The organism is Halopseudomonas sp. (assembly GCF_036961105.1).
Lineage (GTDB): Bacteria > Pseudomonadota > Gammaproteobacteria > Pseudomonadales > Pseudomonadaceae > Halopseudomonas.
This window is the reverse complement of sequence record NZ_JBALWW010000002.1, coordinates 194,869-218,476: the sequence shown is the minus strand read 5'-3', so window position 1 is coordinate 218,476 and position 23,608 is coordinate 194,869. Positions and strand designations below refer to the sequence as shown.

The window sequence follows — 23,608 nt, the reverse complement described above, 5'->3', positions numbered from 1 at the left end:
CCAAAGGCAGCGGCGCATCTTATCGATAGATGCAAGTGGCTGCCAGCTGGAGGTACGACGCCGTTGTCGTGGTATGTGCCTTGCGCGCAAGGCACTGGAGTCACGAAAGAGGCAAATAGTGTGCCAGTCAGCGCACTATCATCACCGAACGCTTGGATTGCTGTACCACCCGCAGAGCATTGGTGCCCAGCAGGTAGTCCTCCAGACGCTTGCGTTTGTGTGATGCCATGATGATCAGATCAACGTCGATCTTCTTGGCCATGCGCAGTATGGCTTCGTAGGCTTTGCCATCGGCGACTATGCGCTGCACCTTGACGTCTTTCGGTATATTCTCCTTGACGAAGGCGCGCAGGTTTTCAGTCATGGTCTTCTTCGCCTGGTCGGCATATTCCTTGGGAAAGAAGCCACCCACCAGCGGCATGCCAAAATCGGGTAGCACTGTGATCACATGCAAGGAGGCGTCGTAGGTCTGGCAGAAATTCAACGCCGTGGGTAGCGCCTTGCTCCAGGACTGTTGGTGGTTCAGGTCGATCGGCAGCAGAATCTTGTTATACATGGCCGTTACCTCGCGCAGTTGCAGGGGCTGCGCCGGAGTCAGCAGGGCGCCGACGCCATTGCAAACCGAGTACCAACAGGAAGATCGCCAGACCGGGTAGCCACATCCATTCCTTGGCCCAGCGGTCTACCGGCGCAAGAATCTCGACAATCTCCTGATCGAACTGGAAGCCAAGGTCGGCGGCAACACTGCCGTAGGTAACCATATCGACTATGGTGCGGTCGCCGTCTTCCATCAGCATCAGCCCCAGGTTGTCCATGCGCTCCTGCGCTGTATCGCCCTCAGGCACGGGTACCAGTACGAAGAAGGTGCGCGGCTGACCAATATCGTCCTCGCCATTCACCTGTACGCGCAGGTTGCTACCCTTGTCGACGTTGCCCAGCGCCTGTTCCAGCTGCCCTGGCGGAATGCTGCGATAGGGGTCATGCAGCATGTCCATCCAGAAGCCGGGGCGGAACAGGGTGAAAGCCACCAGCAGCAACAGCAGGCTTTCATACCAGCGACTCTTGACCAGCATCCAGCCCTGGGTGCCGGCGGCAAAGATCAGCATGGCAATGGTGGCGACGATGAAGATCAGTATGCCTTGAGCCCAGCTCACATCGATCAACAAAAGATCAGTGTTGAAGATGAACAGGAACGGCAGCGCGGCGGTACGCAAACTGTAGTAGAAGGCTTGAAAACCGGTGCGTATCGGATCGCCGCCAGATACCGCGGCGGCCGCAAACGAGGCTAGCCCCACCGGCGGGGTGACGTCGGCCATGATGCCGAAGTAGAACACGAACAGATGCACGGCAATCAGTGGCACCAGCAGACCGCTTTCCTGGCCCAGGGTAACGATCACCGGCGCCAATAGCGCTGATACCACGATGTAGTTGGCGGTGGTCGGCAGGCCCATGCCGAGAATCAGGCTGAGCACGGCGGTCAGCGCGAGCATGAGCAGCAGGTTGCCCATCGAGAGTATTTCGACCAGATCCGCCAATACCAGACCCACGCCCGTTTGTGAGACCGCGCCGACGATAATGCCGGCGGTGGCGGTCGCGATGCCAATGCCGATCATGTTGCGGGCGCCGGCTACCAGGCCCTGCCAGAGATCGTTGGCGCCGTGCAGCAGGTCTGCACGCATGCTCGACTGGTTGCGGAACAGGGCCATCAACGGACGTTGGGTGAGAATGATGACGATCATGAACACCGTCGCCCAGAACGCCGAAAGACCAGGGGAGAGCCGCTCGACCATCAGACACCAGATCAGCACTATGACCGGCAGAATGTAATGCAGGCCGGACATGACGGTTGGCTTGGTTTGCGGCAGATGGACTACCGGCGAGTCCGGGTCATCCAGTTCCAGTTCCGGATAACGCGAGCCGATTTTCAGCAGGCCCACGTACACGGCTGCAAGCCCGGCGGCAATTACCCAACTGGCGGCCTCACCAAGCGCCGGTTTCAGCCAGCCTAGGCCGTAATAGACGCCGAAAGACAAGGCCATGAGCAGTAACAGACCAGTAAGAAAACCAATGATCTTGCGCAATAGCGGCTTTGGCGGGTTGCTGCTTTGCAGCCCCTGCATGCCGGCTTTTATGGCCTCAAGGTGCACGATGTAAATCAGCGCAATATAGGAAATCAGGGCCGGCAGAAAGGCGTGTTTTATAACCTCCACATAGGAGATGCCCACGTATTCGACCATCAGAAAGGCCGCAGCGCCCATCACCGGCGGCATGATCTGGCCGTTGACCGAAGAGGCGACTTCGACGGCGCCAGCCTTTTCGGAAGAAAAGCCCACACGTTTCATCATCGGAATGGTGAAGGTGCCGGTGGTGACGGTGTTGGCAATCGAGGAACCGGAGATCAGTCCGGTCATGCCAGAGGCCACTACGGCCGCCTTGGCCGGGCCGCCGCGGTAATGTCCCAGTAGCGAGAAGGCTACCTTGATGAAGTAATTACCGGCGCCGGCGTTATCCAGCAGAGAGCCGAAGAGCACAAACAGAAACACAAAACTGGTGGAAACGCCCAGTGCAATACCAAAGACACCCTGGGTAGTCAGCCACTGATGGTTGGCCAGCGATTCGAGGCTGACGCCGCGGTGCGCCAGAATGCCGGGCATATGGGGGCCGGCTACCGAGTACACGATGAAGATCAGCGCCACTATCATCAGCGGCGGGCCGAGCGCGCGCCGGGTGGCTTCCAGCAGCGTCAGCAGACCGATGACCGCAATCACCACATCCTGGGTAATCGGCTTGCCCGGACGTGTCGCCAGCTCGGCATAGAAGAAATAAAGATAGGACGCGCAGAAGGCGGCGACCAGCGCCAATACCCAATCGATTATCGGGATGTAATCGCGTGGCGAACGTTTGAACGCGGGATAGGCCATGAAGCCAAGAAACACCGCGAAGGTCAGGTGGATAGAGCGTGATTCGGTACTGTTGAACACGCCGAAGCCCAGAATGAACGGCAGCGGCGAGGCGATCCAGAGCTGAAAAAGAGACCATAGAGCCGCTATCGAGAGCAGGAGCTTGCGTGCCAGGCCAGTGGGCTTGCGGGCGCCGGTGTCGCTGGTGGCGACCAGGTCTTCAAGGTCGGTCGGGGTCTTGCCCGTTGCGTCGCTGGGTTGGCTCATGGCTGCGCGCTACTCCTGTTCTTTTATCTTATGGTGCCGCAATTGGCAGGTTTGGCAGATACGGTGGTAATGCTGCCGGCACACCGGGCGGCTCTTGTGAAGCGCCGGTTGCTGCAATAGTCCATTGGCAAAAGGGCCGACGGAAAGAAATCCTGTTTTCAAGTTTCAAGTTTCAAGTTTCAAGCTGAGCACAAAACCCGAAGGTAATATGTATAAATCTTTGTTCCAAACAAAGGAGCCGCCCGGTGGGGCGGCTCGCAGTGTGGCTTACATCCAGCCACGTTCCTTGTAGTAGCGCACTGCGCCATCATGCAAGGGGGCGGAGAGGCCTTCCTTGATCATCTGTTCTTCCTTCAGGGTAGCGAAGGCAGGGTGCAGACGCTTGAAACGATCAAAGTTCTCGAATACGGCCTTGACGGTCTGATAGACGGTTTCGTCGCTCACCTCATCAGAGGCGACCAGGGTAGCGCGAACGCCGAAGGTGTTTACGTCTTCGTCGTTACCACGATACAGACCACCAGGAATGACTGCCTTGGCGTAGTAGGAGCGATCACCTACCAATTTATCGATCTCGGGACCATCAACCGACACCAGGACCGAGTCCACCGTGGTAGTGGCTTCCTGAATCGAGCCATTCGGATGGCCTGCCACGTAGACCATGGCGTCTACGTTGTTGTCGCCCAGTGCGGCAGCCTGTTCGGCGGCGCCCAGCTCCGAGGCCAGAGAGAAGTCCTTGACTGTCCAGCCGAGGGCTTCCAGTACCACGTCCATGGTGTCGCGCTGGCCTGAGCCAGGATTGCCGATGTTCACGCGCTTGCCCTTGAGATCCTTGACGCCGGTAATATCGGCATCGCGACGGGCAACGATGGTCAGTGGTTCACCGTGCAGGGCGAAGAGTGCGCGCATGCCTTCAAAAGGGCCGTCGGCCTGGAAGTTCTGTACGCCCTCGTAGGCCTTGTACTGCACATCCGATTGCACCACGCCCATATCCATTTCACCGCCACGAATGGCATTTACGTTAGCCACCGAGCCGCCACTGGATGGCGCGTTGCAACGGATGCCGTGTTCTTCGCTGTTGCGGTTGAGCAGGCGGCAGATCGATTGGCCGACTACGTAGTAGACGCCGGTCTGACCGCCAGTGCCAATGGTGACAAATTCTTCCGCCACCGCCGGGGTAGATGCCAGCGTGGCGTAGCCTATGGTGGCCGAGAACAACATCGCGAGGGATTTGCGCTTCATGTGGAATAACTCCTTTTCTTCTGATTATTCGTGGCTGCGGTGTGGTTGTCCGCAAGCCAGGGGTTGATTCAATGCCGTTGTACAGCAATGAAAGCAATTAAGGTCCCGATGGTTGTGCATGTTCATCTGGTTGATTGCACAAACGCTGATGGATAACGGTGATCATGAACAACATGAACAAATAGTGTAGTGGATGATTTCACTTCCATCCGAACATACCTTTTGCTCGTGGTACGGGCAAGGAACTCTGCGGGCGGGATGCTGGCAATGTGCGCTCAGGCTCAATCCGGGGGGTGGGATTCCTGGAGAGTGAGCCTGCAGGCTGGCCGGTCTTGCTCAATCTACCGGTGGCCAGCCTCCCATCTCGCGCCAGCGATTGACGATGGTACAGAACAGCTCGGCGGTTTTTTCGGTGTCATAGCGGGCCGAATGAGCTTCGCGACCATCAAAATCCATGCCCGCCGCACTGCAGGCCTTGGCCAGGACGGTCTGTCCGTAAGCGAGTCCACCAAGGGTGGCGGTATCAAAGCAGGAGAAAGGATGGAACGGGTTACGTTTGATCTGAATACGCTCGACCGCAGCATTGACAAAACCCAGGTCAAAAAACGCATTGTGGCCCACCAGCACGGCGCGCTTGCAACCGGCTGATTTCACCGCCTTGCGCACATGCTTGAAGATCTCCGTAATGGCGTGCTCTTCACTTACCGCCTGGCGCAAGGGGTGGTCCAGCTTGATACCGGTGAACTCCAGTGCGGCGGCCTCGATATTGGCGCCTTCGAAGGGTTCGACGCGAAAGAAGTGGGTCTGGTCCGGGTAGACCATGCCGTCTTCATCCATGGCGATGGTGGTCGCGGCGATCTCCAGCAGCGCGTCGGTGGCGGCGTTGAAACCGCCGGTTTCGACATCCACGACCACTGGCAGAAAGCCCCGGAACCGATAGGCCATCGGTGATTTGGGTTTGCCAGGGGCGGAAGCATCCAGGCTATCGTTGTCGCTATCAAAGTCGAACTCACTCACGCGTAATCCTTAGCTTCGCAGAAAAAGGGATGTCAGGTCAGACGCCATTGTAGGGTTTCGCCTGCACGCAGCGGAATCACGCACTGATCGCCAAAGGGTAGCTGCTCCGGCGCCAGCCAGCTATCACGAACCAGGGTTATCTGATCGCTGTTGCGCGGCAAACCATAGAAATCTGGACCGTGGAAGCTGGCAAAACCCTCCAGCTTGTCCAGGGCCCCCAGGTTATCGAAGGCCTCGGCATAGAGTTCAATGGCGGCGTAGGCGGTATAGCAACCGGCGCAGCCGCAAGCCGCCTCTTTGGCATGGCGGGCGTGCGGTGCAGAGTCGGTGCCGAGGAAAAACTTGCTGGAGCCCGAGGCCACGGCTTCACACAGCGCCTGCTGGTGTCTCTCCCGCTTGAGGATCGGCAGACAGAACAGGTGCGGTCGAATGCCGCCTACCAGCATGTGATTGCGGTTGAACAGCAGATGATGTGCGGTAATGGTAGCGCCCACATTGGCTGGCGCCTGCTTGACGAAGTCGACAGCGTCCGCCGTGGTGATGTGCTCGAAGACAACCTTGAGAGTAGGGAAGCGCTCGACCACCTTCACCAGCTGCTGGTCGATAAAGGCCTTCTCACGGTCAAATATATCGACCGCAGCGTGGGTCACCTCGCCATGCACGAGCAGCGGCATGCCGACCTCGGCCATGGCCTCCAGCGCGGGATAGATATTCTCCAGCGCGGTAACGCCGGACTGCGAATTGGTGGTGGCGCCCGCCGGATACAACTTGGCGGCAATCGCCTGGCCGCTCTGGCTGGCTTCGCGCACGATCTGCGGGCTGGTCTGGTCGGTCAGGTAGAGGACCATCAGGGGTTCAAACTGCGAGCCCGCGGGACGGGCTGCCAGGATGCGCTGTTTGTAGCCCGCGGCCTCGTTACCGTCGCGCACCGGCGGCACCAGATTGGGCATGATGATCGCTCGGGCGAAGGTGCGCGCGGCGTCGGCAACCGTGTGCGACAGCACCTCGCCATCGCGAAGGTGAATATGCCAGTCATCCGGCCGGGTGATGGTAAGGCGGTCAATCATGCGGGGCGTCCAGAGCAGAGTAATGCCGCAATGCTACCGTAAACGACGGTCTTTTCACACCGGATGCCAGCGGTGGCCGCGCTCAAGACAGGCTTGGCTGCCAACACGGGTAATTTATTCTCGTCGCAACGGTAAAGATTCAGTGCCAGCCGCCGACTAAACGGGCAAGAGAGATTGTTAGGTCGGTGCCCAGCCGGCCGCTGAAGAGGTGACAAGCGTGGTGACGCGAACATACCCGGCACTTTTGCTGGCGCTGGCTCTGCCGGCGCAGGCACTTACCTTCCAGACGCGGATGGAAGATGTGCAATGGCAAGTCACGGGTGACCAATTCGCTTGCCGGCTGAGCCAGTCAGTCGCGGGCTATGGCGAGGCGACTTTTGTGCGCCTGGCCGGTGAGCAGCCGGCCTTTGAACTCAAGGCCTGGGACAACCCCATGACCCCCGGCGCCGCGCAGCTGTACAACGAAGCGCCGCCCTGGCGCCCGGGCAGCAACGCGGTGCCGGTGGGGCAGATGACCGTGCATCAGGGCGCTGGCGTCATGCAGGTGCCTTACCAGCAGGCCGGACGCATGCTGGCCGGGCTGGCCTCCGGCCTGCAGCCGACCATCATGCGCACGGGCTACGCCGGCGGCGATCCGGTGCGCGTGGTGGTATCCAGCGTGGGTTACCAGCAGGCCTGGCTGGACTTTCAGAAGTGCGTCAGTGGCCTGCTGCCGGTGAGCTACGCGCAGATATCCGAAAGTCTGATCAGCTTTGCTTCCGGCGGCGATAAGCTGAGCGCGCAGGCCAAGGCGATGCTGGACGCGGCCGTGATCTATATAAAGGCGGATGCCGATATTCAAGAAATCCTGCTCGACGGGCATTCCGACAACCAGGGTAACCGACTCGACAATCGCGAGCTGTCACGCCAGCGTGTGCTGGCCGTGAAGGACTACCTGGTGGAGCAGGGCGTAAACGAAGAGCTGTTCGCGCTGCGCTTCCATGGTGATCGCTATCCGCTGGCCAGCAACCGAACCGAACAGGGGCGCGCCGCCAACCGCCGGGTGATGTTGCGCCTGGAGAAGGAATAGCCGCGCCCAAGTCTGATCGCGGATGGCTTCTTCCCCCTCGTGGCCATAAACACTGGCCGGCTCCCCTGTGATTCCTTGTGCCTTGACGCTAGAATAGCTGCCTTTCGTCCGCTCCTGCGGGAGTGGCGGTACAGTCTTGTTAAGGGAGCACCTCATGGCAGAAGTCAATAAAGTCGTCCTCGCCTATTCCGGCGGCCTGGATACCTCGGTCATCCTCAAGTGGCTGCAGGAAACCTACAACTGCGAAGTGGTGACCTTCACCGCCGACCTGGGGCAGGGCGAAGAAGTGGAACCGGCACGTGCCAAGGCTCAGGCCATGGGCGTGAAGGAAATCTACATTGACGATCTGCGTGAAGAATTCGTACGCGACTTCGTGTTCCCCATGTTCCGCGCCAACACCGTGTACGAAGGTGAGTACCTGCTGGGTACCTCCATCGCCCGTCCGCTGATTGCCAAGCGTTTGATCGAGATCGCCAACGAAACCGGCGCCGATGCCATTTCCCATGGCGCCACCGGCAAGGGTAACGACCAGGTGCGGTTCGAGTTGGGTGCCTACGCCCTCAAGCCCGGCGTCAAGGTGATTGCGCCCTGGCGTGAATGGGATTTGCTGTCGCGCGAGAAGCTGATGGACTACGCCGCCAAGCACGAGATTCCGATCGAGCGCCACGGCAAGAAGAAGTCGCCTTACTCCATGGACGCCAACCTGCTGCACATCTCCTATGAAGGCGGCGTGCTGGAAGACACCTGGGCCGAGCACGAAGAAGACATGTGGCGCTGGTCGGTCTCGCCGGAAAATGCCCCTGACCAGGCGACCTATATCGAGCTCAGCTACCAGAATGGCGATATCGTCGCCATCGACGGTAAAGACATGAGCCCGGCCACTGTGCTGGCTTATCTGAACAAGGTGGGTGGCGACAACGGCATCGGTCGACTGGACATCGTCGAGAACCGCTTTGTCGGCATGAAGTCTCGCGGTTGCTACGAAACCCCCGGCGGCACCATCATGCTCAAGGGCCACCGCGCCATCGAGTCCATCACCCTGGACCGTGAAGTGGCGCATCTGAAAGACAGCCTCATGCCCAAGTACGCCGAGCTGATCTACAACGGATTCTGGTGGAGCCCCGAGCGCGTCATGCTGCAGAAGATGATCGACGCTTCCCAGGCTCAGGTTAACGGTGTGGTACGCCTGAAGCTCTACAAGGGCAATGTGATCGTGGTGGGCCGCAAGTCCGATGACTCGCTGTTTGATGCCAACATCGCCACCTTTGAAGACGACGCCGGTGCCTATGACCAGGCCGACGCGGCGGGCTTTATCAAGCTCAATGCCCTGCGTATGCGCATTGCTGCCAACAAGGGCCGCAAGCTGCTCTGATTCGGCTGCAGTCACTGAGCAAAACGCCCGGGATACCGGGCGTTTTGCTGTTGGGCTGGCAGAAGCGGCAGTAAGCTTGTAGCTTTAACTTTATCCTTCAAGCAAAGGTTGTGATCATGCGAATTCTGCACACCATGCTGCGCGTCGGCGATCTGGAAAAGTCCATTGCCTTCTACACCGAAGTGCTGGGCATGACGCTACTGCGCCGCAAGGATTACCCCGAAGGGCGCTTTACCCTGGCTTTTGTCGGTTACGGCAATGAGGCCGAGCACACCGCGTTGGAGTTGACCCACAATTGGGACACCAGCGAGTATGATTTGGGTACCGGCTACGGGCATATCGCTATTGAGGTGCTCGATGTCTACAAGGCGTGCGAACAAATCAGCGCCGCTGGCGGCAAGGTGGTTCGTGAACCGGGACCGATGAAGCACGGGCAGAGTGTGCTGGCCTTTGTCGAGGACCCCGACGGCTACCGTATCGAGCTGCTTGGCAAGAAGTGATCTGAAACCATTCCACCGGCCAGCCAGGACGTCCGGCAATGATATGGACATTGTTCATCGCCATAGTGGTGCTTTGCGCCATTGGCCTGTACCGCCTGCGTCAGCTGCGCCAGCGTGCGCAAAGACAGCAGCGTCAGCAGGCGTTGTCGCAGATACGTTTGCTGCGCCAATTGCTGGAGCAGGCGCAGCGGCACCGAGGTCTGTCGTTTGGCTCGATGTCGGGCGAGCATGCGCTGGAGGCCCGACGCTGGTCGGTGCATCAGCAACTGCAACAGCTGCTGGCCAGCACAGCCGAATACGAGGCAAGTCTGTACTGGTACGACAGCTGGCACCAGGCGCGTGATCTGTGGCGGCAGATCGAAAGTGGCTTCGAGCATGAAAGTGCCGAACAACTGCTGATGCTGCACAACCAGATGATCGGTTGTCTGTTACAGACTGTAGAGGCACTGGCCAATCGTTTTGATCTCGTCTGCCTGGGACGTCTGGCACCACAGGCGGAGGGTTTGTGGCTGGAGCTGTTGCAGAATATCGAGCTGCTTGGCCAGAGCCGTGCGGTAGGCACCGGCATCGCGGCCAACCGACAGAATCTGCCGCGCTGGCGGGATGCTCTCGACGCACTCAAGGTGCAAATACAAGCGCAGTCCTATGCTGCGCTGGCGCGGCTGATTTCCGATCCTGACTTACGCACTCTGGTGAGCCAGCCGGTGCGCGAAGCCGAGGATACCCTGGATATACTGCTCGAGCGCATCCGGGTGCTTCTGGAGCGCCAGCCTTCCCCTGGCGTCCATTCGTTGGACTTCTTTCAGGTCGCCACGCAAGCCATCAGTGCTCAGTTGCTGCTGGTAGACATCCTGTTGGAGCGCCTGGCCGCTGGCGGCAGCCAGCCCCGCCGATCCGAGCCCTCTGGAATACGCTGATTTGCTGCACCAAAACAGGGTTGTTCCTGTTTATCGCACCCTTCTGGTTCATTTTCTCTGCCTGTTCCCAATGCCTAACGCCGCTGCAGGCACGGTCATGCTCAGATTCAATTTTTGTCTGTAAGTGACTGTATTTAAATTAATTCCAATTTTTATACCAAGTTTCCTCTGCTGCAACAATCGGCCAAATCTCCGCGCTGGCACAGCTATTGCTTCGGTCTGCTCAACGGCAGCGTTCAACTCTGTCAAAGCTTCCTGTGGTCATCGATGACCATACCGCCTGCGGGCGAGGAAGCGGGTGATCCGGGCAACGAGGCTCAGGCAAACACCCAGCACAATCCAGTGAATACCAGGCAACGGCGCCTGGAGTCCCGAAAGAGGACTCCAGGCGTTTTTTTTTGTTTTTTTGCCGGCCCGTGCCGGCTGCGGCTTTGACTGAGGAAAGGCGATGAACTCGATAGTGACTCCGATCAAGAACGAAATACTGGTCGTCATCGGCAACGGTATGGTCGGCCATCATTGCGTGGAACAATTGACCGAGCAGGGCGCGCTTGCCCGCTACCAGGTGCATGTGTTCGGCGAAGAGCGCCAGCGTGCTTATGATCGCGTGCATCTTTCGGAATACTTTGGTGGCCGTGATGCTGAATCCCTCGCGATGTGTGAAGCCGATTTCTATGCGCAGCATGGCGTGCATCTGCACCTGGGGGTCGCGGTGCAGGAAATCGACCGCGAGCGCAAGGAAGTGGTTACCAGTGAAGGTCGCCAGCGCTATGACCAACTGATTCTGGCGACAGGTTCCTATCCCTTTGTGCCGCCCATTGCCGGCGCAGAAGGCAACTCCCGCCTGGTCTACCGCACCCTGGACGATCTGGACGCCATTCGCGCCGCTGCCAAGGGCGGGCGTCGCGGTGTGGTTGTAGGTGGCGGTCTGCTGGGGCTGGAAGCGGCCAACGCACTCAAGTCCCTTGGGCTGGAAGCGCACGTGGTCGAGTTTGCACCGCGCCTGATGCCGGTACAGCTGGATGCCGACGGTGGCGCTGCGTTGAAAGCGCGCATCGAAGAGCTTGGCGTGAGGGTGCATCTGAACCGCGCCACCAGTGAGATCGTTGCTGGTGATGATTACAGCTACCGCATGAACTTCAGCGATGGCGAGAGCCTGGAGACCGACCTGATCGTGTTCTCCGCGGGTATTCGCCCGCAGGATGCGCTGGCGCGTAGCGCCGGCCTGGCTCTGGCCGAACGCGGCGGGGTGGTGATCGACAACGACTACCGCACCAATGATCCTGCCATTTACGCCATTGGCGAGTGCGCCTCCTGGAATGGCAGCATTTTCGGCCTGGTTGCGCCCGGCTACACCATGGCGCGCAATCTGGCTGCACTCTTGGCGGGCAAGCAGCACGAGAGCTTCTGCGGCGCCGACATGTCTACCAAGCTGAAGCTGCTGGGCGTGGATGTGGGCTCCATCGGTGACGCCCACGCCGCCACGCCCGGTGCCAAGAGCTACCGCTTCAACGATGAGGTCAACGCCAGCTACCGACGTCTTGTGGTGTCGCCGGATGGCAGCAAGGTAATCGGCGCTGTGCTGGTAGGCGACAACAGCTACTACGACACGTTGCTGCAGTACGCGCAGAACGGCATCAAGCTGCCAGCCGATCCGGCCAGTCTGATACTGCCAGCCGGTGAAGGCGCGCCAGCGCTGGGCGCCGATGCCTTGCCAGACACCGCTACCATCTGCTCCTGCCACAACGTCAGCAAGGGCGCGGTATGCTGCCAGGTGGATGCCGGCTGTACCGATCTGGGCGAGCTGAAGTCCGCTACCAAGGCCGGCACCGGCTGCGGCGGCTGCAGTGCGCTACTCAAGCAGGTGTTCGAGCACGAACTGAACGCCCGCGGCGTCGAGGTCGACAAGAGCCTGTGCGAGCACTTTGCCCATACTCGCCAGGAGCTGTACGGCATAGTGCGCGTGGAAGGCATCATCAGTTTCGAAGAACTGTTGGCCAGGCACGGCCGCGGGCACACCGGTTGCGACATCTGCAAGCCGGCGGTGGGCTCCATTCTGGCGTCCTGCTGGAATCAGCCGATTACCGATCCGCTGCTGGTGCCATTGCAGGATACCAACGATACCTTCATGGCCAATATGCAGAAGAACGGCACCTACTCGATAGTGCCGCGCATTGCCGGCGGCGAGATCACACCAGACAAACTGATTGCCCTGGGCGCTGTCGCCAAAAAGTACGATCTCTACACCAAGATCACCGGCGGCCAGCGTATCGATCTGTTCGGTGCCGAGCTGCACCAGTTGCCGGATATCTGGGGTGAACTCATTGCCGCCGGGTTTGAAACCGGTCACGCCTACGGCAAGTCGCTGCGCACGGTGAAGTCCTGTGTCGGCAGCACCTGGTGCCGCTACGGCGTGCAGGACAGCGTCGGCATGGCGCTGGTACTGGAGAATCGCTACAAGGGCCTGCGCTCACCCCACAAGATCAAGTTTGCCGTCTCCGGCTGCACCCGCGAATGCGCCGAGGCGCAGAGCAAGGACGTGGGTGTGATTGCCACCGAGAAGGGCTGGAACCTGTATGTGGCAGGCAACGGCGGCATGCGTCCGCGCCATGCCGAGCTGTTTGCCACCGATCTGGATGACGCCACCCTGATCCGCTACATCGACCGCTTTCTGATGTTCTATGTGCGCACCGCAGATCGCTTGCAACGTACTTCGGTCTGGCGCGAAAGCCTGGAAGGCGGCCTGGATTACCTGAAAGAGGTGATCATCGACGACAGTCTGGGGCTGGGCGCCGAACTGGAGGCGCAAATGCAGCTGGTGGTGGACCGTTACGAATGTGAATGGGCCAACGCCTTGCAAGACCCCGAGAAGCTCAAGCGTTTCCGCACCTTCGTCAACGACGAACGCGGCGATCCGGATATTCATTTCGTCAAGGAGCGTGATCAGCGCCGGCCAGTACAGGCGCACGAGCTTCACCTGATTCCCGTAGCCGAGGAGGTAGTCTGATGACCCACACCAATAGCCAGATCAACAGCCAAACCATGCACAGCGCATCTGCTGCCAATGCGGCCTGGCGCCCGCTGTGCGCGCGCCAGGACCTGGTCGCCAACTCGGGCGTGGTTGCGCTGCTCGATGACGCTCAGGTGGCACTCTTTCACTTGCCGCAAACCAGCGAGGGCGAGCAAGTGTTCGCCATCGAGAACCGTGATCCGAAGTCCGGCGCCAATGTCATTGGCCGCGGGATCGTTGGTCACCTCAAGGGCGATCTGGTCATTGCCTCACCGCTGTACAAGCAACACTTTCGTCTGGCCGATGGCAGTTGTGTCGAGTACCCCGAGCAACGCTTGCGGGTCTGGCCGGTGCGCCTGAACGGCGATCTGGTGGAAGTCGGCTTGCAGGCAGACTGATCCGGACGGTACTGGCAGGCCGCCGTGCCACCTGCAGCGGCGGCCACCCTTAACGCAAATCATAGAGAGAGTCCCCCATGTCCTACCTGGTTCCTTCAGAGTTCGTCACCAAGATGGTCGACGCCGGCGAGTCGAAGGTCTTCATGTCTACCCGTGACACCCTGATCCGCTCCTTCATGGCCGGTGCGATTCTGGCCTTGGCCGCCGTGTTCGCCATTGCCATCACGGTGCAGACAGGCAATCCGCTGTTGGGCGCCATTCTGTTCCCGGTGGGTTTCGTCATGCTCTACCTGATGGGCTTCGATCTGCTCACCGGGGTCTTCATGCTGGTGCCACTGGCGCTGCTCGACAAGCGCCCCGGGGTAACCATGGGCGGACTGTTGCGCAACTGGGGGCTGGTGTTTGTCGGCAATTTTGCTGGCGCGCTGACCGTCGCTTTCATGATGGCCTTTGTCTATACCTACGGATTTTCGACCGAGCCGGGCGCCATTGGCGAGAAGATTTCGCATATTGGTGAGGCGCGCACCCTGGGCTACGCTGAATACGGTGTTGCGGGCTGGGCGACGATCTTTTTGCGCGGCATGTTGTGCAACTGGATGGTGTCCATGGGTGTGGTGGGTGCAATGATTTCCACCTCGGTCAGCGGCAAGGTGATCGCCATGTGGATGCCCATCATGCTGTTCTTCTACATGGGCTTCGAGCACTCGGTGGTGAACATGTTCCTGTTCCCCTCGGGGATCATCATGGGTGGTGACTTCTCGATCATGGACTACATGATCTGGAACGAGATTCCCACCGCCCTGGGTAATCTGGTTGGCGGTCTGGCGTTCACCGGCCTTACGCTCTATACCACGCACGTGCGCACAGCACCCAAGCGCGCAATCTGAGCGGCGCTTTCCGGCTAACGACCCCAGCCTCGCAAGGGCCGGGGGTTCTGGGTGACAAGGCATGACGAAGCAACTGGCAGTGCGTGTTGGGCAATGCTCGGACAAGGGCCGCAAGACCATCAATCAGGATTTCCACGGTGCCTGGTTACCCGCTGAGCCGCAACTGAGCAGCAAGGGCATTGCGGTGGCCCTGGCGGACGGGATCAGTAGCAGCAGTGTCAGTCAGGTCGCCAGTGAAGCAGCGGTCTCGGGCTTTCTGGCGGATTACTATTGCACCTCCGAAGCCTGGACGGTGAAGAAGTCGGCGCAGCGGGTACTGATGGCCACCAACTCCTGGCTGCACGCCCAGACCCGCCAGAGCCAATACCGCTATGACAAGGATCGCGGCTACGTCTGTACCTTCAGCGCGCTGATCATCAAGGCGAGCAGTGCGTATCTCTTTCACATCGGCGATGCGCGTATCTATCGCGTGGCAGGTTCGCAACTGGAACAGCTTACCCAGGACCACCGGCTGTGGCTCTCCCGGGAGCAAAGTCAGCTGTCCCGTGCTCTGGGCGTCAATCAGCAACTGGAAATCGATTACCAGAGCCTGCCGGTAGAGCAGGGCGAGATCTTCGTGCTGGCGACCGATGGGGTCTATGAGTTCGTCAGCGCCGCTTTCATCACTCAGACCATCCATGAGCAACAGGCGGATCTGGACGCTGCAGCGCGCCTGATAGTAGCGCAGGCGCTGGCGCAGGGCAGCGACGACAACCTCACCATTCAGATCGTGCGGATAGAAAGCCTCCCCATTGTCGACGCAGCGAACGGCCGTTGGCTCAGTCAGGCATCGGCTACGCTGCCACTGCCGCCGGTACTTGAGCCGCGCATGCGCTTTGATGGCTACCGCATCATGCGTGAGGTGCACAGTAGCAGTCGCAGTCATGTTTATCTGGCGGTGGATGAACAGAGCGAAGAGCAGGTCATTCTGAAAATCCCGTCCATCGACATGGGCGCAGATCCAGCCTACCTCGAACGTTTTCTGCTGGAGGAATGGATCGCCCGGCGCCTGAACAGCCCGTACGTACTCAAGCCCTGCGCCACGGAGCGGCGCCGCGAGTACCTGTATGTGGCAACCGAGTACGTTGAAGGTCAGACGTTGCGGCAATGGATGATCGACAACCCCAAACCGAGCCTGGAGCAGGTGCGCAACATCGTCGAGCAGATTGCCAGAGGCTTGCAGGCCTTTCATCGCATGGAGATGCTGCATCAGGATCTGCGGCCGGACAACATCATGATCGACCGTACCGGCACGGTGAAGATCATCGATTTTGGTTCAACCCGGGTGGCCGGTCTGGTGGAAATAGCCGCGCCAGCGCAGCAGGAGCAGATGCTTGGCACGGTGCAATATTCCGCCCCGGAGTGTTTTCTGGGCGAAAGCGGCACTGTGCAGTCGGATCAGTTTTCGCTTGCCAGCATCACCTACCAGATGCTGGTCGGCAAGTTGCCATACGGCACCCAGGTGGCCAAGACGCGCACGCGCGCTGCGCAGAACAAGCTGGTCTATCAGTCGGTATTGCATGAAGACAGAGACATACCAGCCTGGATTGACGATGTGCTCAAGCGCGCTCTGCAGCCCAGTCCGCATAAGCGTTACGAGGCCCTTTCGGAGTTTGTCTTTGATCTGCGTCAGCCCAGCCAGGCCTTCCTCAGCCGCACGCGCACGCCGTTATTGGAGCGAAACCCGCTGCTGTTCTGGAAGGGGCTCTGCTTTGTGCTGGTATTGACCATCGCCGCGCTACTGGCCTGGTAGGCGCGCGGCGCGGATTCAGGGCAGGTTGATGCCGCGGATACGGGTGGCCAGATCGGCCGCATACAGATCGGTCATGCCCGCAATAAAATCCACTACCCGCAGGTAGCTGCGGTAGGGGTCCCAGTCCGCTTGCGGAATGGTGTGTCCCAGCAGGTCAAGTATGCGCTGATGCTTGAAGCTCAGATTCTGACCGGCGTGCAGCTCGGTAACCGCTCCGCAAAACGCATTCAGCAATGTTTCCAGCGTGCTGTAGGCGCCGATCTCGACCACGGTTTTGCGCTTGTCCTGGAAGATACGCTTGCGCGCCATCTGCTTGGCCTCCAGCACACAACGCCGCGCAGCGCCGTGCATGTGTTCGACCAGGTCTCCCTGGAGCTCGCCAGCAAGCAAGGCCGGCTGCTGTTCAATAAAGGCTTCGGCTGCAGCGTTCACCAGGTGCTCAATGGCCTTGCCGCGCAGGATCGCCAAGCGGCGACGTTGCGAGTCCAGCGGCCCGAGCTGGCGGTAGGTCTCGGGCAAATCGTCGCCCACCAGGTCGAGCAGCACCTGTTCCACCTCTTCATAGCCCAGCAGCTCCATTTCCAGGCCGTCTTCCAGATCGATCAGGCCGTAACAGATATCGTCGGCAGCCTCCACCAGATACACCAATGGATGGCGCGCCCACTGCTGTTCACCCTGAGCGGGCAGACCCAACTTGTCGGCAATCTGTTGCAGCAGGGGATATTCGGCCTGATAACAGCCGAACTTGTGTTTCTTGTAGCCCAGGCTGTCAGCGTGCTGCGCGGTCCAGGGGTACTTGAGATACGCGCCCAGAGTGGCGTAGGTCAGGCGCATGCCGCCCTCCGCCTGGTGATACTCGATCTGGGTGAGTACGCGAAAACCCTGCGCGTTGCCTTCAAAATGCAGAAAGTCCTGCCGCTGCGCCTCGCTCAGGTTATCCAGCATTCCGTGTTCGGCTGCCTGCCGGAACCAGTGGCGAATGGCGTCTTCACCGGAATGGCCGTAAGGCGGGTTGCCGATGTCGTGGGCCAGGCAGGCGGCCTGGACTATCACGCCCAGATCGGCCGGCTGGCACCAGTCCGGCATCTCGCCGCGCAGCATTTCGCCCACGCGCATGCCCAGCGAACGGCCGACGCAGCCTACTTCCAGGCTATGGGTAAGGCGGGTGTGAATGTGATCGTTGCTGGAGACCGGGTGCACCTGGGTCTTCTTGCCCAGGCGGCGGAAGGCGCCGGAGAAAATGACGCGATCATGATCCTTGTGGAAGGGGGTACGCCCCAATTCGTCAGCGCTGGCCAGCGGCTTGCCGAGACGCTCGCGGCACAGCAGTGTTTCCCAATCCATAGATGTCTCCGTAGTAGTGCGCTGAGTATGTGGGATGCGGCCGACGCTGCCAAGGCCACGAAGCCTGTCGTTTTGCGCCCGAAGGTGGTCGGCAGCGGCGGGGCAAAGGGGTAGAATGACGACCCGTTTCGACCACCTCAGAGCAATTGCGACCGGCATGACACTTATTACGCTTTACGGCACCAGCGCCTGCCATCTGTGCGAGATGGCCATGGCTGAACTGGCGCCCCTGCAGGCAAACGGCGTGCAGGTGCGCGAGCTGGATATCAGCGATAGCGATGAGCTGATGCAGCGCTATCAGTTGCGCATACCGGTAGTGCGCCGCGAGGATACCGGCGCCGAGCTGGACTTTCCCTTCGACCTGAACCGTCTGCTCGATTGGTTGCAGGACGTGCTGGCAGAGGAGGGCTGAGCCATGGCCATGCGCGTACTGCCGTTCTGGCAACGCAAATCTCTGAGCGAGATGGATCAGCAGGAATGGGAATCGCTTTGCGACGGCTGCGGTTTGTGCTGCCTGCAAAAGCTGGAAGATGAAGACGAGCCTCAGGTGTTCTATTACACCCGTATTGCCTGCAAGCTGCTGGACCACAAGAGCTGCCAGTGCAGTGACTACCCCAATCGGCAAGCCAAGGTACCCGACTGCATTCAGCTCACGCCGGGCGCCGCCGCCGATTTTGCCTGGTTACCGCCCACCTGTGGCTATCGTCTGGTAGCAGAGGGCAGTGATCTGCCACCCTGGCACCATCTGATTTGTGGCGATCGCAACGCGGTACACAAGGCGGGTATCTCCCTGTCTGGCCAGATGCTGGCCGAGGGCAGCGTGGCGGATGATGACTGGGAAGATCACATCATCTTTCGGGTTGGGTAGCGGAAACGGGCGGCGCCGAGGCCGCCCGGCAACTCAGTTGTCGACCTGAAATTCGCGCAGCTTGGTGTACAGGTAGCGCACCTGGTCATACTCGAATGGCGTGTCCAGCGCGCCATAGCGGAATGGAGTCTGATAGCGCAGATCAATCGCCCACAGAGCCCAGGTGTAGGGGTTATCGTTCATATAGTCGCGGTGCCCCATGAGATCGACCTTGTCGTCGATAGCCCAGTCAACCAGGTAGCCAGTGCCGTCACGCAGGTTCGATGGTCCCAGAAAGGGGATGACCAGATAGGGTCCGGGCGGCACGCCATAATGCCCCAGGGTCTGGCCAAAATCTTCCTGCTGTTGCGGCAGCCCCATGGCGTCCGCAACGTCAAACAGACCGCCTAACCCGAGAATGGTGTTGAACAGCAAACGGGCAGTAGTACTGGCGCTGCGCTCGAACTTGAGCTGCAGCAGACTGTTGGCCAGATGCGGAACATCGCGCAGGTTGTTGGTGACGTTGGACACACCGGTGCGCACAAAGCCGGGGGTCGCCCAGACGTAGCCACGCACAACCGGCAAATACACATACTGATCAAACTCCGCATTGAAGCGATAGATGACCCGATTCATGCCCTCCAGTGGATCCTGCACGTTCAGCGCGCGCAAACTGGAGCGTTCAAATTGATAGCGATTATCGCGCTCATCAATCTCCAGCTCGGTCAGTGGGTCCTGGTAGGCAGGAAAATCGATAGTGCTCCCATGGGTACCGCCCACGGAGAAGAACTTTTCATCATCGGCAGCCTGCGCCGTGCTGTAACACAGACAGCCCATCAGGCCGATCAGCCAGACCTTATTCATGGTTGCCTCCTTGCAGGAACGTCATATAGCGCTCGGCTACCGGCTTGTAGTCGAGATTGCCGCCATGCCCGCCGTGCGGATAGAGGTAGGCACGCTCGGTAAAGGTAGTAGCGAGGAACTGGTAATCTTCACGGGTCAGGATAAAGTCGTCGGCGTTACTCACCACCGCCACTTTTTCATTGTCCTGGAAGAAGCTGTGCAGGCTGCGCAGGCTGGTTTCATAGGCCATGTCTTCTATGCTGCGACCGGCGTTCTTTGCTTCCCAGGCGGGCCACAGTTGGCTGTTGATATAGCAGGTGAAGTCGCAGAACAGTGCGCGTCGCAGATAGGGTGTCAGGGATGTACTGACCTTGAGCTCCTTGTCCACTGGGGCGAAGCGCCCACCATTGTTGATCAGATCGCTCATGAAGTTGAGGTCGGCGGCGGAGAAGCGGAATACCGCGCCAATCAGCATCGCCAGCTCAGGATCGGTCAGGGCTTCTGGTGAATTCTGGATCTCATAGAACAGGGTGCTCTGGATATCGGCATCGCCGCGCTCGGCAAAATGCCGGGAAAGCTTCTGGAAAATGTGCTCATAGAAACTCTCGGTATCGCTGACACCGTCAATACGGGTGTAGGACAGTTCATCCAGCCGGCCAACCGATGCGTACAGATCCACCGGCGGGTTGAGCAGCAATACCTTGCTGAAGTTGAACTGCCCCAGATGGGTATCCAGCTCCGCCACAAAGGCAGCGTGCAGCGCGCCCAGACTGAAGCCGGCCAGGCGATACTCGGTCACTTCAAATCCCTTCTGGTCCTGAGCTTCCTGCAAGGCCAGTGTCATGGCGGTATGCAGGTCGCGCGCGTCTTCCGCGCCCATGCCCGGCATGCCGGTATTGGAGGCGGCAGCGATGAAGTCGTAATTCGAGGGTGAGGACAGCACTATCACGTGCATTCCGGCCTGCCAGAACAGTCGCTTGAGGTAGTCCATGCGCGCACTGTCAAAACCTGAGCCGGTCCCGGCGATCAGAAAAATCAGTGGAGCAGGGTCGTCCTGCCAGGCAACACGGAAACGCAAGTCGCGATAACGTGACAATGCCGGGGGCAAGACACGATCGGGCAACACGCGCACCGACAGGTCATCCTGCTGGACATCGACTTCGTCGGGAACCGGAGCCCGGAGTTCTTCCGGCGTTCCGGCGACAGTCGCCATGAAGGGATTGGTTTCCGGGTAGGCAAAGGGCTCTGCGGAAGCGGCAAGCGATAATAGTGAGAACAACAGACCGGCGCAGAGATATAACGGATGGTGCAGCTTGATTCGGGTCATAGACATTTCCATGTGGCTACAGGGAATATACCCCCAAAATGGCCGGAAAGTTCCCGCTTAATGCTGGCAAAATACCGTCACGTGCTATTACACCGCTGCTTTGCACCTTTTCCGGGCGGTCGGGCTCGACTTACGCCTGAAACACAGGCGAATTGGGATGCAGCTTGAGTTGCTTGCGCTGCTCATAACGCTTCCAGACTTTTTCATGGAAGTAGAAGGCCACGGTATTGACCGAAGGTTCTACCAGCGCCACGGCGCCGCCGATGAGAACACTTCCGGTCATCAGGTAGACCACGCCGAAGGCGATGGAAAAGTGCATGCAGGCAAAAGTGATGGTTTTCAACATGGGACACCTCTGGCAATCAATCAGATAATGAGAATCATTACTATTGATGTGCAGAGTAGCCTGCTGCGTCGATTACTGAAAGCGAAAAAGCCTAATGGTTGCGATAGGAGCCGTTAATCAGGCCGGATCGCTTTGCAAGGGCTTGCCGCTGCTGCGGGCTTCGCAGCAGCAAGTGAATGTCAGTCGAAATCGAAGTCCGATAATTCCCGTTGCAGGCGGCGTTCTTCCAGATAATTGTCGATCAAGCGGCGCTTGGTCAGACTGGCCTTGGAATTGGGCGCATTGTCGGTATCGGGGGTGTCGTCTTCTTCGATGAACTCGTCATCGTCCAGTTCTATATCGCTTTTTGCTTTGGCCATGACTCAACTCCGCAATGATGATGCCATTTGCGCACCTTATAAACGGAGTCCGAGTTTTGCGGAAATAGATTTTTTCAATCAAATATGCAGGAAAATTCGAAGACTCTTACTCGCCGGTTTTGTACTTGTAATCGCAGAGGTCTTCAATGCGGCAACTGCCGCACTGCGGCGTACGCGCCTTGCACACATAGCGGCCGTGCAGGATCAACCAGTGGTGGGCGTCAACGAGAAACTCCTTTGGCACAAAGCGCATGAGCTTTTTTTCGACTTCCAGTACGTTCTTGCCCGGTGCGATACCGGTGCGATTGCTGACCCGGAAGATGTGCGTATCCACCGCCATGGCGGGATGGCCAAAGGCGGTATTGAGCACCACGTTGGCGGTCTTGCGGCCGACGCCCGGCAGCGCTTCCAGCGCTTCGCGATTGTCCGGCACTTCGCTGTTGTGCAGCTCTATGAGCATTTTGCAGGCGGCGATCACGTTGCGCGCCTTGCTGTTGAACAGCCCGATGGTCTTGATGTATTCCGACAGCCCATCCACCCCGAGCGCGTAGATGGCTTCGGGCGTATTGGCCACGGGAAACAGCCTGGCGGTCGCCTTGTTGACGCCCACATCGGTTGCCTGGGCAGAGAGGGTGACGGCGACCAGCAGCTCGAAGGGCGAGCTGAAGTTGAGCTCGGTAGTTGGGGTGGGATTATCCTCACGCAGTCGGCGGAAGATCTCGTAGCGCTTTTCCTTGTTCATCCGCCGCCTCAGCTGATGGTGCCGGTGACGCGAACACGCTTGCTACCGGCAGCGGGCTTGGCCTCGCGCGCTGCGGCGCGTGCCTTGACCTTGGCGTCAATCACATTCTTCAAGGCAATCAGCAGCCCCATGAACAGGAAGGCGCCGGGCGGCAGAATGACGAAAAGCACATCCTTGTAGTTGGGGAATACCACCAGTTTCCAGTCCGCAGCAAGCGGGCCGAGCAGCAGATCCATGCCGGCGAACAGGGTGCCGTGGCCCACCAGCTCGCGCAGGCCGCCCAGTACAACCAGTACCAATGCAAAGCCCAGGCTCATCATGAAGCCATCCACCAGCGAGGGTAGAATCGCATTTTTTGAGGCGAAGGCGTCGGCGCGGCCGAGAATCACGCAGTTGGTCACAATCAGCGGGATGAAAATGCCGAGGATCTGGTACAGCTCGTAGGTGAAGGCCTGCATCAATAGTTCGATGCAGGTGGTCAGCGCGGCGATGATCATCACAAAGGCGGGCAATCGCACGGCATCGGTCACCGCGCTGCGGATCAGCGAGACGGCCAGATTGGAGCCGGTCAGTACCAGCATGGTTGCCAGGCCCAGGCCCAGGGCGTTGACTACCGAGCTGCTGACGCCCAGCAGCGGGCACAGCCCGAGCAGCTGCACCAGGCCCGGATTGTTGTGCCAGAGGCCGTCTGCGGTGATTTCGGATAGCGACTTAGTTGCCATTGGCGGGCTCCTCGGCGGACAGCAACAGGCTGTCGCGATGCTCTGCAAAGTAGTTCAGGCTCTGGTACACCGCCTGGACCACGGCGCGTGGGGTGATGGTGGCGCCGGTAAACTGGTCGAATTCGCCGCCGTCCTTCTTCACTGCCCAGTTTTCCGGGACCGGCATTTCCAGACTCTTGCCATTGAAATCGAGTACCCAGGGGCTCTTGGTCACTTCAATCTTGTCGCCCAGACCGGGCGTTTCGCGATGATTGACCGCGCGCACGCCGGCTATCTCGCCATTGGCGTAGATGCCCACCAGCAGATCGATACGCCCACTGTAGCCCTCGGGCGCGACCACCGGCAGTATCACCGCTGTGACTTCGCCATTTTGGCGGGCACGGTAGCCTTCACGCGGCTCACTCAGGCGCAGGTACTGATAATCGTCGACGGCAAAACTGTCGGCTAGCAGGTCATTGTCGTGTTGCTCGTGCGGCAGAATCTCGTTCAGGGCGCTGAGCTGCACCCTGCGCTGGGCCTCGCTGATACGCTCGGCCGTGCTCTGCTGGGTAATGGCGATCAAGCCCACGGTAGCCATGGCGAAAAGGCCCAGAATAATGCTGTTGCGCAGTACCGAGCTGCGGGTGCTGATAGGGTTTTCCAT

22 protein-coding genes and 1 pseudogene are annotated in these 23,608 nt (G+C 59.4%); 10 read left to right on the top strand and 13 right to left on the bottom strand.

The features are described from left to right. Positions 1 to 127 precede the first annotated feature (127 nt). From V7756_RS03810 to pyrC, 5 genes are all read right to left on the bottom strand, one after another. The gene (locus V7756_RS03810) at positions 128 to 556 is read right to left on the bottom strand and encodes a universal stress protein (protein ID WP_335608826.1); all 429 of its coding nucleotides are present in this window, start codon (positions 554 to 556) and stop codon (positions 128 to 130) included. Further along, positions 549 to 3,167, bottom strand: coding sequence for a TRAP transporter permease (locus V7756_RS03805; RefSeq protein ID WP_335608825.1), 2,619 nt, complete (start codon positions 3,165 to 3,167; stop codon positions 549 to 551). The genes V7756_RS03810 and V7756_RS03805 overlap by 8 nt, the downstream gene beginning before the upstream one ends. 267 nt (positions 3,168 to 3,434) lie before the next feature. Further along, positions 3,435 to 4,406 (bottom strand): TAXI family TRAP transporter solute-binding subunit, encoded by a 972-nt coding sequence (locus V7756_RS03800; protein ID WP_335608824.1) that lies wholly within the window; start codon positions 4,404 to 4,406, stop codon positions 3,435 to 3,437. A gap of 336 nt (positions 4,407 to 4,742) precedes the next feature. After that, positions 4,743 to 5,423 (bottom strand): ribonuclease T, encoded by a 681-nt coding sequence (gene rnt / locus V7756_RS03795; protein ID WP_442908944.1) that lies wholly within the window; start codon positions 5,421 to 5,423, stop codon positions 4,743 to 4,745. Between the two features lie 32 nt (positions 5,424 to 5,455). Continuing rightward, a complete protein-coding gene (gene pyrC / locus V7756_RS03790) occupies positions 5,456 to 6,490 on the bottom strand; it encodes a dihydroorotase (RefSeq protein WP_335608823.1) in 1,035 nt (344 codons plus the stop codon). 220 nt (positions 6,491 to 6,710) lie between these two features. Here pyrC and V7756_RS03785 point away from each other — a divergent pair, with 220 nt between their 5' ends. From V7756_RS03785 to V7756_RS03750, 8 genes are all read left to right on the top strand, one after another. Beyond that, positions 6,711 to 7,559 carry a flagellar protein MotY gene (locus tag V7756_RS03785; protein ID WP_335608822.1) on the top strand — a complete coding sequence of 283 codons (849 nt, stop codon included), beginning with the start codon at positions 6,711 to 6,713 and terminating at the stop codon, positions 7,557 to 7,559. 154 nt (positions 7,560 to 7,713) lie between these two features. Beyond that, entirely contained in the window at positions 7,714 to 8,931 is a 1,218-nt protein-coding gene (locus V7756_RS03780; protein WP_335608821.1) for an argininosuccinate synthase, read from the top strand. A 116-nt stretch (positions 8,932 to 9,047) separates the two neighbouring features. After that, a complete protein-coding gene (gene gloA / locus V7756_RS03775; protein WP_335608820.1) occupies positions 9,048 to 9,431 on the top strand; it encodes a lactoylglutathione lyase in 384 nt (127 codons plus the stop codon). Between the two features lie 38 nt (positions 9,432 to 9,469). Further along, positions 9,470 to 10,348 carry a hypothetical protein gene (locus tag V7756_RS03770; protein ID WP_335608819.1) on the top strand — a complete coding sequence of 293 codons (879 nt, stop codon included), beginning with the start codon at positions 9,470 to 9,472 and terminating at the stop codon, positions 10,346 to 10,348. Between the two features lie 448 nt (positions 10,349 to 10,796). Continuing rightward, positions 10,797 to 13,355 carry a nitrite reductase large subunit NirB gene (gene nirB, locus V7756_RS03765; RefSeq protein ID WP_335608818.1) on the top strand — a complete coding sequence of 853 codons (2,559 nt, stop codon included), beginning with the start codon at positions 10,797 to 10,799 and terminating at the stop codon, positions 13,353 to 13,355. A 35-nt stretch (positions 13,356 to 13,390) separates the two neighbouring features. Then, the gene (gene nirD / locus V7756_RS03760; RefSeq protein WP_442908952.1) at positions 13,391 to 13,756 is read left to right on the top strand and encodes a nitrite reductase small subunit NirD; all 366 of its coding nucleotides are present in this window, start codon (positions 13,391 to 13,393) and stop codon (positions 13,754 to 13,756) included. Positions 13,757 to 13,833: 77 nt separating this feature from the next. Further along, positions 13,834 to 14,643 carry a formate/nitrite transporter family protein gene (locus V7756_RS03755; protein ID WP_335608816.1) on the top strand — a complete coding sequence of 270 codons (810 nt, stop codon included), beginning with the start codon at positions 13,834 to 13,836 and terminating at the stop codon, positions 14,641 to 14,643. 61 nt (positions 14,644 to 14,704) lie between these two features. Further along, positions 14,705 to 16,435 (top strand): bifunctional protein-serine/threonine kinase/phosphatase, encoded by a 1,731-nt coding sequence (locus V7756_RS03750; protein WP_335608815.1) that lies wholly within the window; start codon positions 14,705 to 14,707, stop codon positions 16,433 to 16,435. 15 nt (positions 16,436 to 16,450) lie between these two features. Here V7756_RS03750 and V7756_RS03745 read toward each other — a convergent pair whose 3' ends face one another. Then, the gene (locus V7756_RS03745; RefSeq protein WP_335608814.1) at positions 16,451 to 17,779 is read right to left on the bottom strand and encodes a deoxyguanosinetriphosphate triphosphohydrolase; all 1,329 of its coding nucleotides are present in this window, start codon (positions 17,777 to 17,779) and stop codon (positions 16,451 to 16,453) included. A gap of 115 nt (positions 17,780 to 17,894) precedes the next feature. Here V7756_RS03745 and V7756_RS03740 point away from each other — a divergent pair, with 115 nt between their 5' ends. Both V7756_RS03740 and V7756_RS03735 read left to right on the top strand, forming a co-directional pair. Then, positions 17,895 to 18,191 carry a glutaredoxin family protein gene (locus V7756_RS03740; protein WP_335608813.1) on the top strand — a complete coding sequence of 99 codons (297 nt, stop codon included), beginning with the start codon at positions 17,895 to 17,897 and terminating at the stop codon, positions 18,189 to 18,191. Between the two features lie 3 nt (positions 18,192 to 18,194). Beyond that, positions 18,195 to 18,647, top strand: a complete 453-nt coding sequence (locus V7756_RS03735; protein WP_335608812.1) for a YcgN family cysteine cluster protein — start codon at positions 18,195 to 18,197, stop codon at positions 18,645 to 18,647. A gap of 33 nt (positions 18,648 to 18,680) precedes the next feature. On the opposite strand, the pseudogene V7756_RS03730 reads toward V7756_RS03735, so the two are convergent. From V7756_RS03730 to rsxG, 7 genes and pseudogenes are all read right to left on the bottom strand, one after another. Beyond that, a pseudogene (locus V7756_RS03730) lies at positions 18,681 to 19,316 on the bottom strand (MlaA family lipoprotein); the annotation flags it as partial. A gap of 166 nt (positions 19,317 to 19,482) precedes the next feature. After that, a complete protein-coding gene (locus V7756_RS03725; protein WP_335608810.1) occupies positions 19,483 to 20,796 on the bottom strand; it encodes a serine/threonine protein kinase in 1,314 nt (437 codons plus the stop codon). 130 nt (positions 20,797 to 20,926) lie between these two features. Beyond that, positions 20,927 to 21,142 (bottom strand): DUF2061 domain-containing protein, encoded by a 216-nt coding sequence (locus V7756_RS03720; RefSeq protein WP_335608809.1) that lies wholly within the window; start codon positions 21,140 to 21,142, stop codon positions 20,927 to 20,929. A gap of 179 nt (positions 21,143 to 21,321) precedes the next feature. Beyond that, positions 21,322 to 21,501 carry a PA3496 family putative envelope integrity protein gene (locus V7756_RS03715; RefSeq protein WP_335608808.1) on the bottom strand — a complete coding sequence of 60 codons (180 nt, stop codon included), beginning with the start codon at positions 21,499 to 21,501 and terminating at the stop codon, positions 21,322 to 21,324. 106 nt (positions 21,502 to 21,607) lie between these two features. Beyond that, on the bottom strand, positions 21,608 to 22,243 hold the full coding sequence (gene nth / locus V7756_RS03710) for an endonuclease III (RefSeq protein WP_335608807.1): 636 nt from the start codon (positions 22,241 to 22,243) through the stop codon (positions 21,608 to 21,610). A gap of 8 nt (positions 22,244 to 22,251) precedes the next feature. Then, a complete protein-coding gene (locus tag V7756_RS03705; protein ID WP_335608806.1) occupies positions 22,252 to 22,965 on the bottom strand; it encodes an electron transport complex subunit E in 714 nt (237 codons plus the stop codon). After that, positions 22,955 to 23,608 carry an electron transport complex subunit RsxG gene (rsxG, locus tag V7756_RS03700; protein WP_335608805.1) on the bottom strand — a complete coding sequence of 218 codons (654 nt, stop codon included), beginning with the start codon at positions 23,606 to 23,608 and terminating at the stop codon, positions 22,955 to 22,957. The genes V7756_RS03705 and rsxG overlap by 11 nt, the downstream gene beginning before the upstream one ends.

What these genes read in the sequence shown, in the direction of transcription:
- V7756_RS03720 (WP_335608809.1), bottom strand. Translation starts at nt 21,142, where the DNA reads ATGTTGAAAACCATCACTTTTGCCTGCATGCACTTTTCCATCGCCTTC.
- rsxG (WP_335608805.1), bottom strand. Translation starts at nt 23,608, where the DNA reads ATGGAAAACCCTATCAGCACCCGCAGCTCGGTACTGCGCAACAGCATT.
- V7756_RS03780 (WP_335608821.1), top strand. Translation starts at nt 7,714, where the DNA reads ATGGCAGAAGTCAATAAAGTCGTCCTCGCCTATTCCGGCGGCCTGGAT.
- V7756_RS03735 (WP_335608812.1), top strand. Translation starts at nt 18,195, where the DNA reads ATGGCCATGCGCGTACTGCCGTTCTGGCAACGCAAATCTCTGAGCGAG.
- V7756_RS03740 (WP_335608813.1), top strand. Translation starts at nt 17,895, where the DNA reads ATGACGACCCGTTTCGACCACCTCAGAGCAATTGCGACCGGCATGACA.
- V7756_RS03705 (WP_335608806.1), bottom strand. Translation starts at nt 22,965, where the DNA reads ATGGCAACTAAGTCGCTATCCGAAATCACCGCAGACGGCCTCTGGCAC.
- gloA (WP_335608820.1), top strand. Translation starts at nt 9,048, where the DNA reads ATGCGAATTCTGCACACCATGCTGCGCGTCGGCGATCTGGAAAAGTCC.
- V7756_RS03800 (WP_335608824.1), bottom strand. Translation starts at nt 4,406, where the DNA reads ATGAAGCGCAAATCCCTCGCGATGTTGTTCTCGGCCACCATAGGCTAC.
- pyrC (WP_335608823.1), bottom strand. Translation starts at nt 6,490, where the DNA reads ATGATTGACCGCCTTACCATCACCCGGCCGGATGACTGGCATATTCAC.
- nirB (WP_335608818.1), top strand. Translation starts at nt 10,797, where the DNA reads ATGAACTCGATAGTGACTCCGATCAAGAACGAAATACTGGTCGTCATC.
- V7756_RS03715 (WP_335608808.1), bottom strand. Translation starts at nt 21,501, where the DNA reads ATGGCCAAAGCAAAAAGCGATATAGAACTGGACGATGACGAGTTCATC.
- V7756_RS03750 (WP_335608815.1), top strand. Translation starts at nt 14,705, where the DNA reads ATGACGAAGCAACTGGCAGTGCGTGTTGGGCAATGCTCGGACAAGGGC.
- nth (WP_335608807.1), bottom strand. Translation starts at nt 22,243, where the DNA reads ATGAACAAGGAAAAGCGCTACGAGATCTTCCGCCGACTGCGTGAGGAT.
- V7756_RS03745 (WP_335608814.1), bottom strand. Translation starts at nt 17,779, where the DNA reads ATGGATTGGGAAACACTGCTGTGCCGCGAGCGTCTCGGCAAGCCGCTG.
- V7756_RS03755 (WP_335608816.1), top strand. Translation starts at nt 13,834, where the DNA reads ATGTCCTACCTGGTTCCTTCAGAGTTCGTCACCAAGATGGTCGACGCC.
- V7756_RS03725 (WP_335608810.1), bottom strand. Translation starts at nt 20,796, where the DNA reads ATGACCCGAATCAAGCTGCACCATCCGTTATATCTCTGCGCCGGTCTG.
- V7756_RS03805 (WP_335608825.1), bottom strand. Translation starts at nt 3,167, where the DNA reads ATGAGCCAACCCAGCGACGCAACGGGCAAGACCCCGACCGACCTTGAA.
- V7756_RS03770 (WP_335608819.1), top strand. Translation starts at nt 9,470, where the DNA reads ATGATATGGACATTGTTCATCGCCATAGTGGTGCTTTGCGCCATTGGC.
- nirD (WP_442908952.1), top strand. Translation starts at nt 13,391, where the DNA reads ATGCACAGCGCATCTGCTGCCAATGCGGCCTGGCGCCCGCTGTGCGCG.
- V7756_RS03810 (WP_335608826.1), bottom strand. Translation starts at nt 556, where the DNA reads ATGTATAACAAGATTCTGCTGCCGATCGACCTGAACCACCAACAGTCC.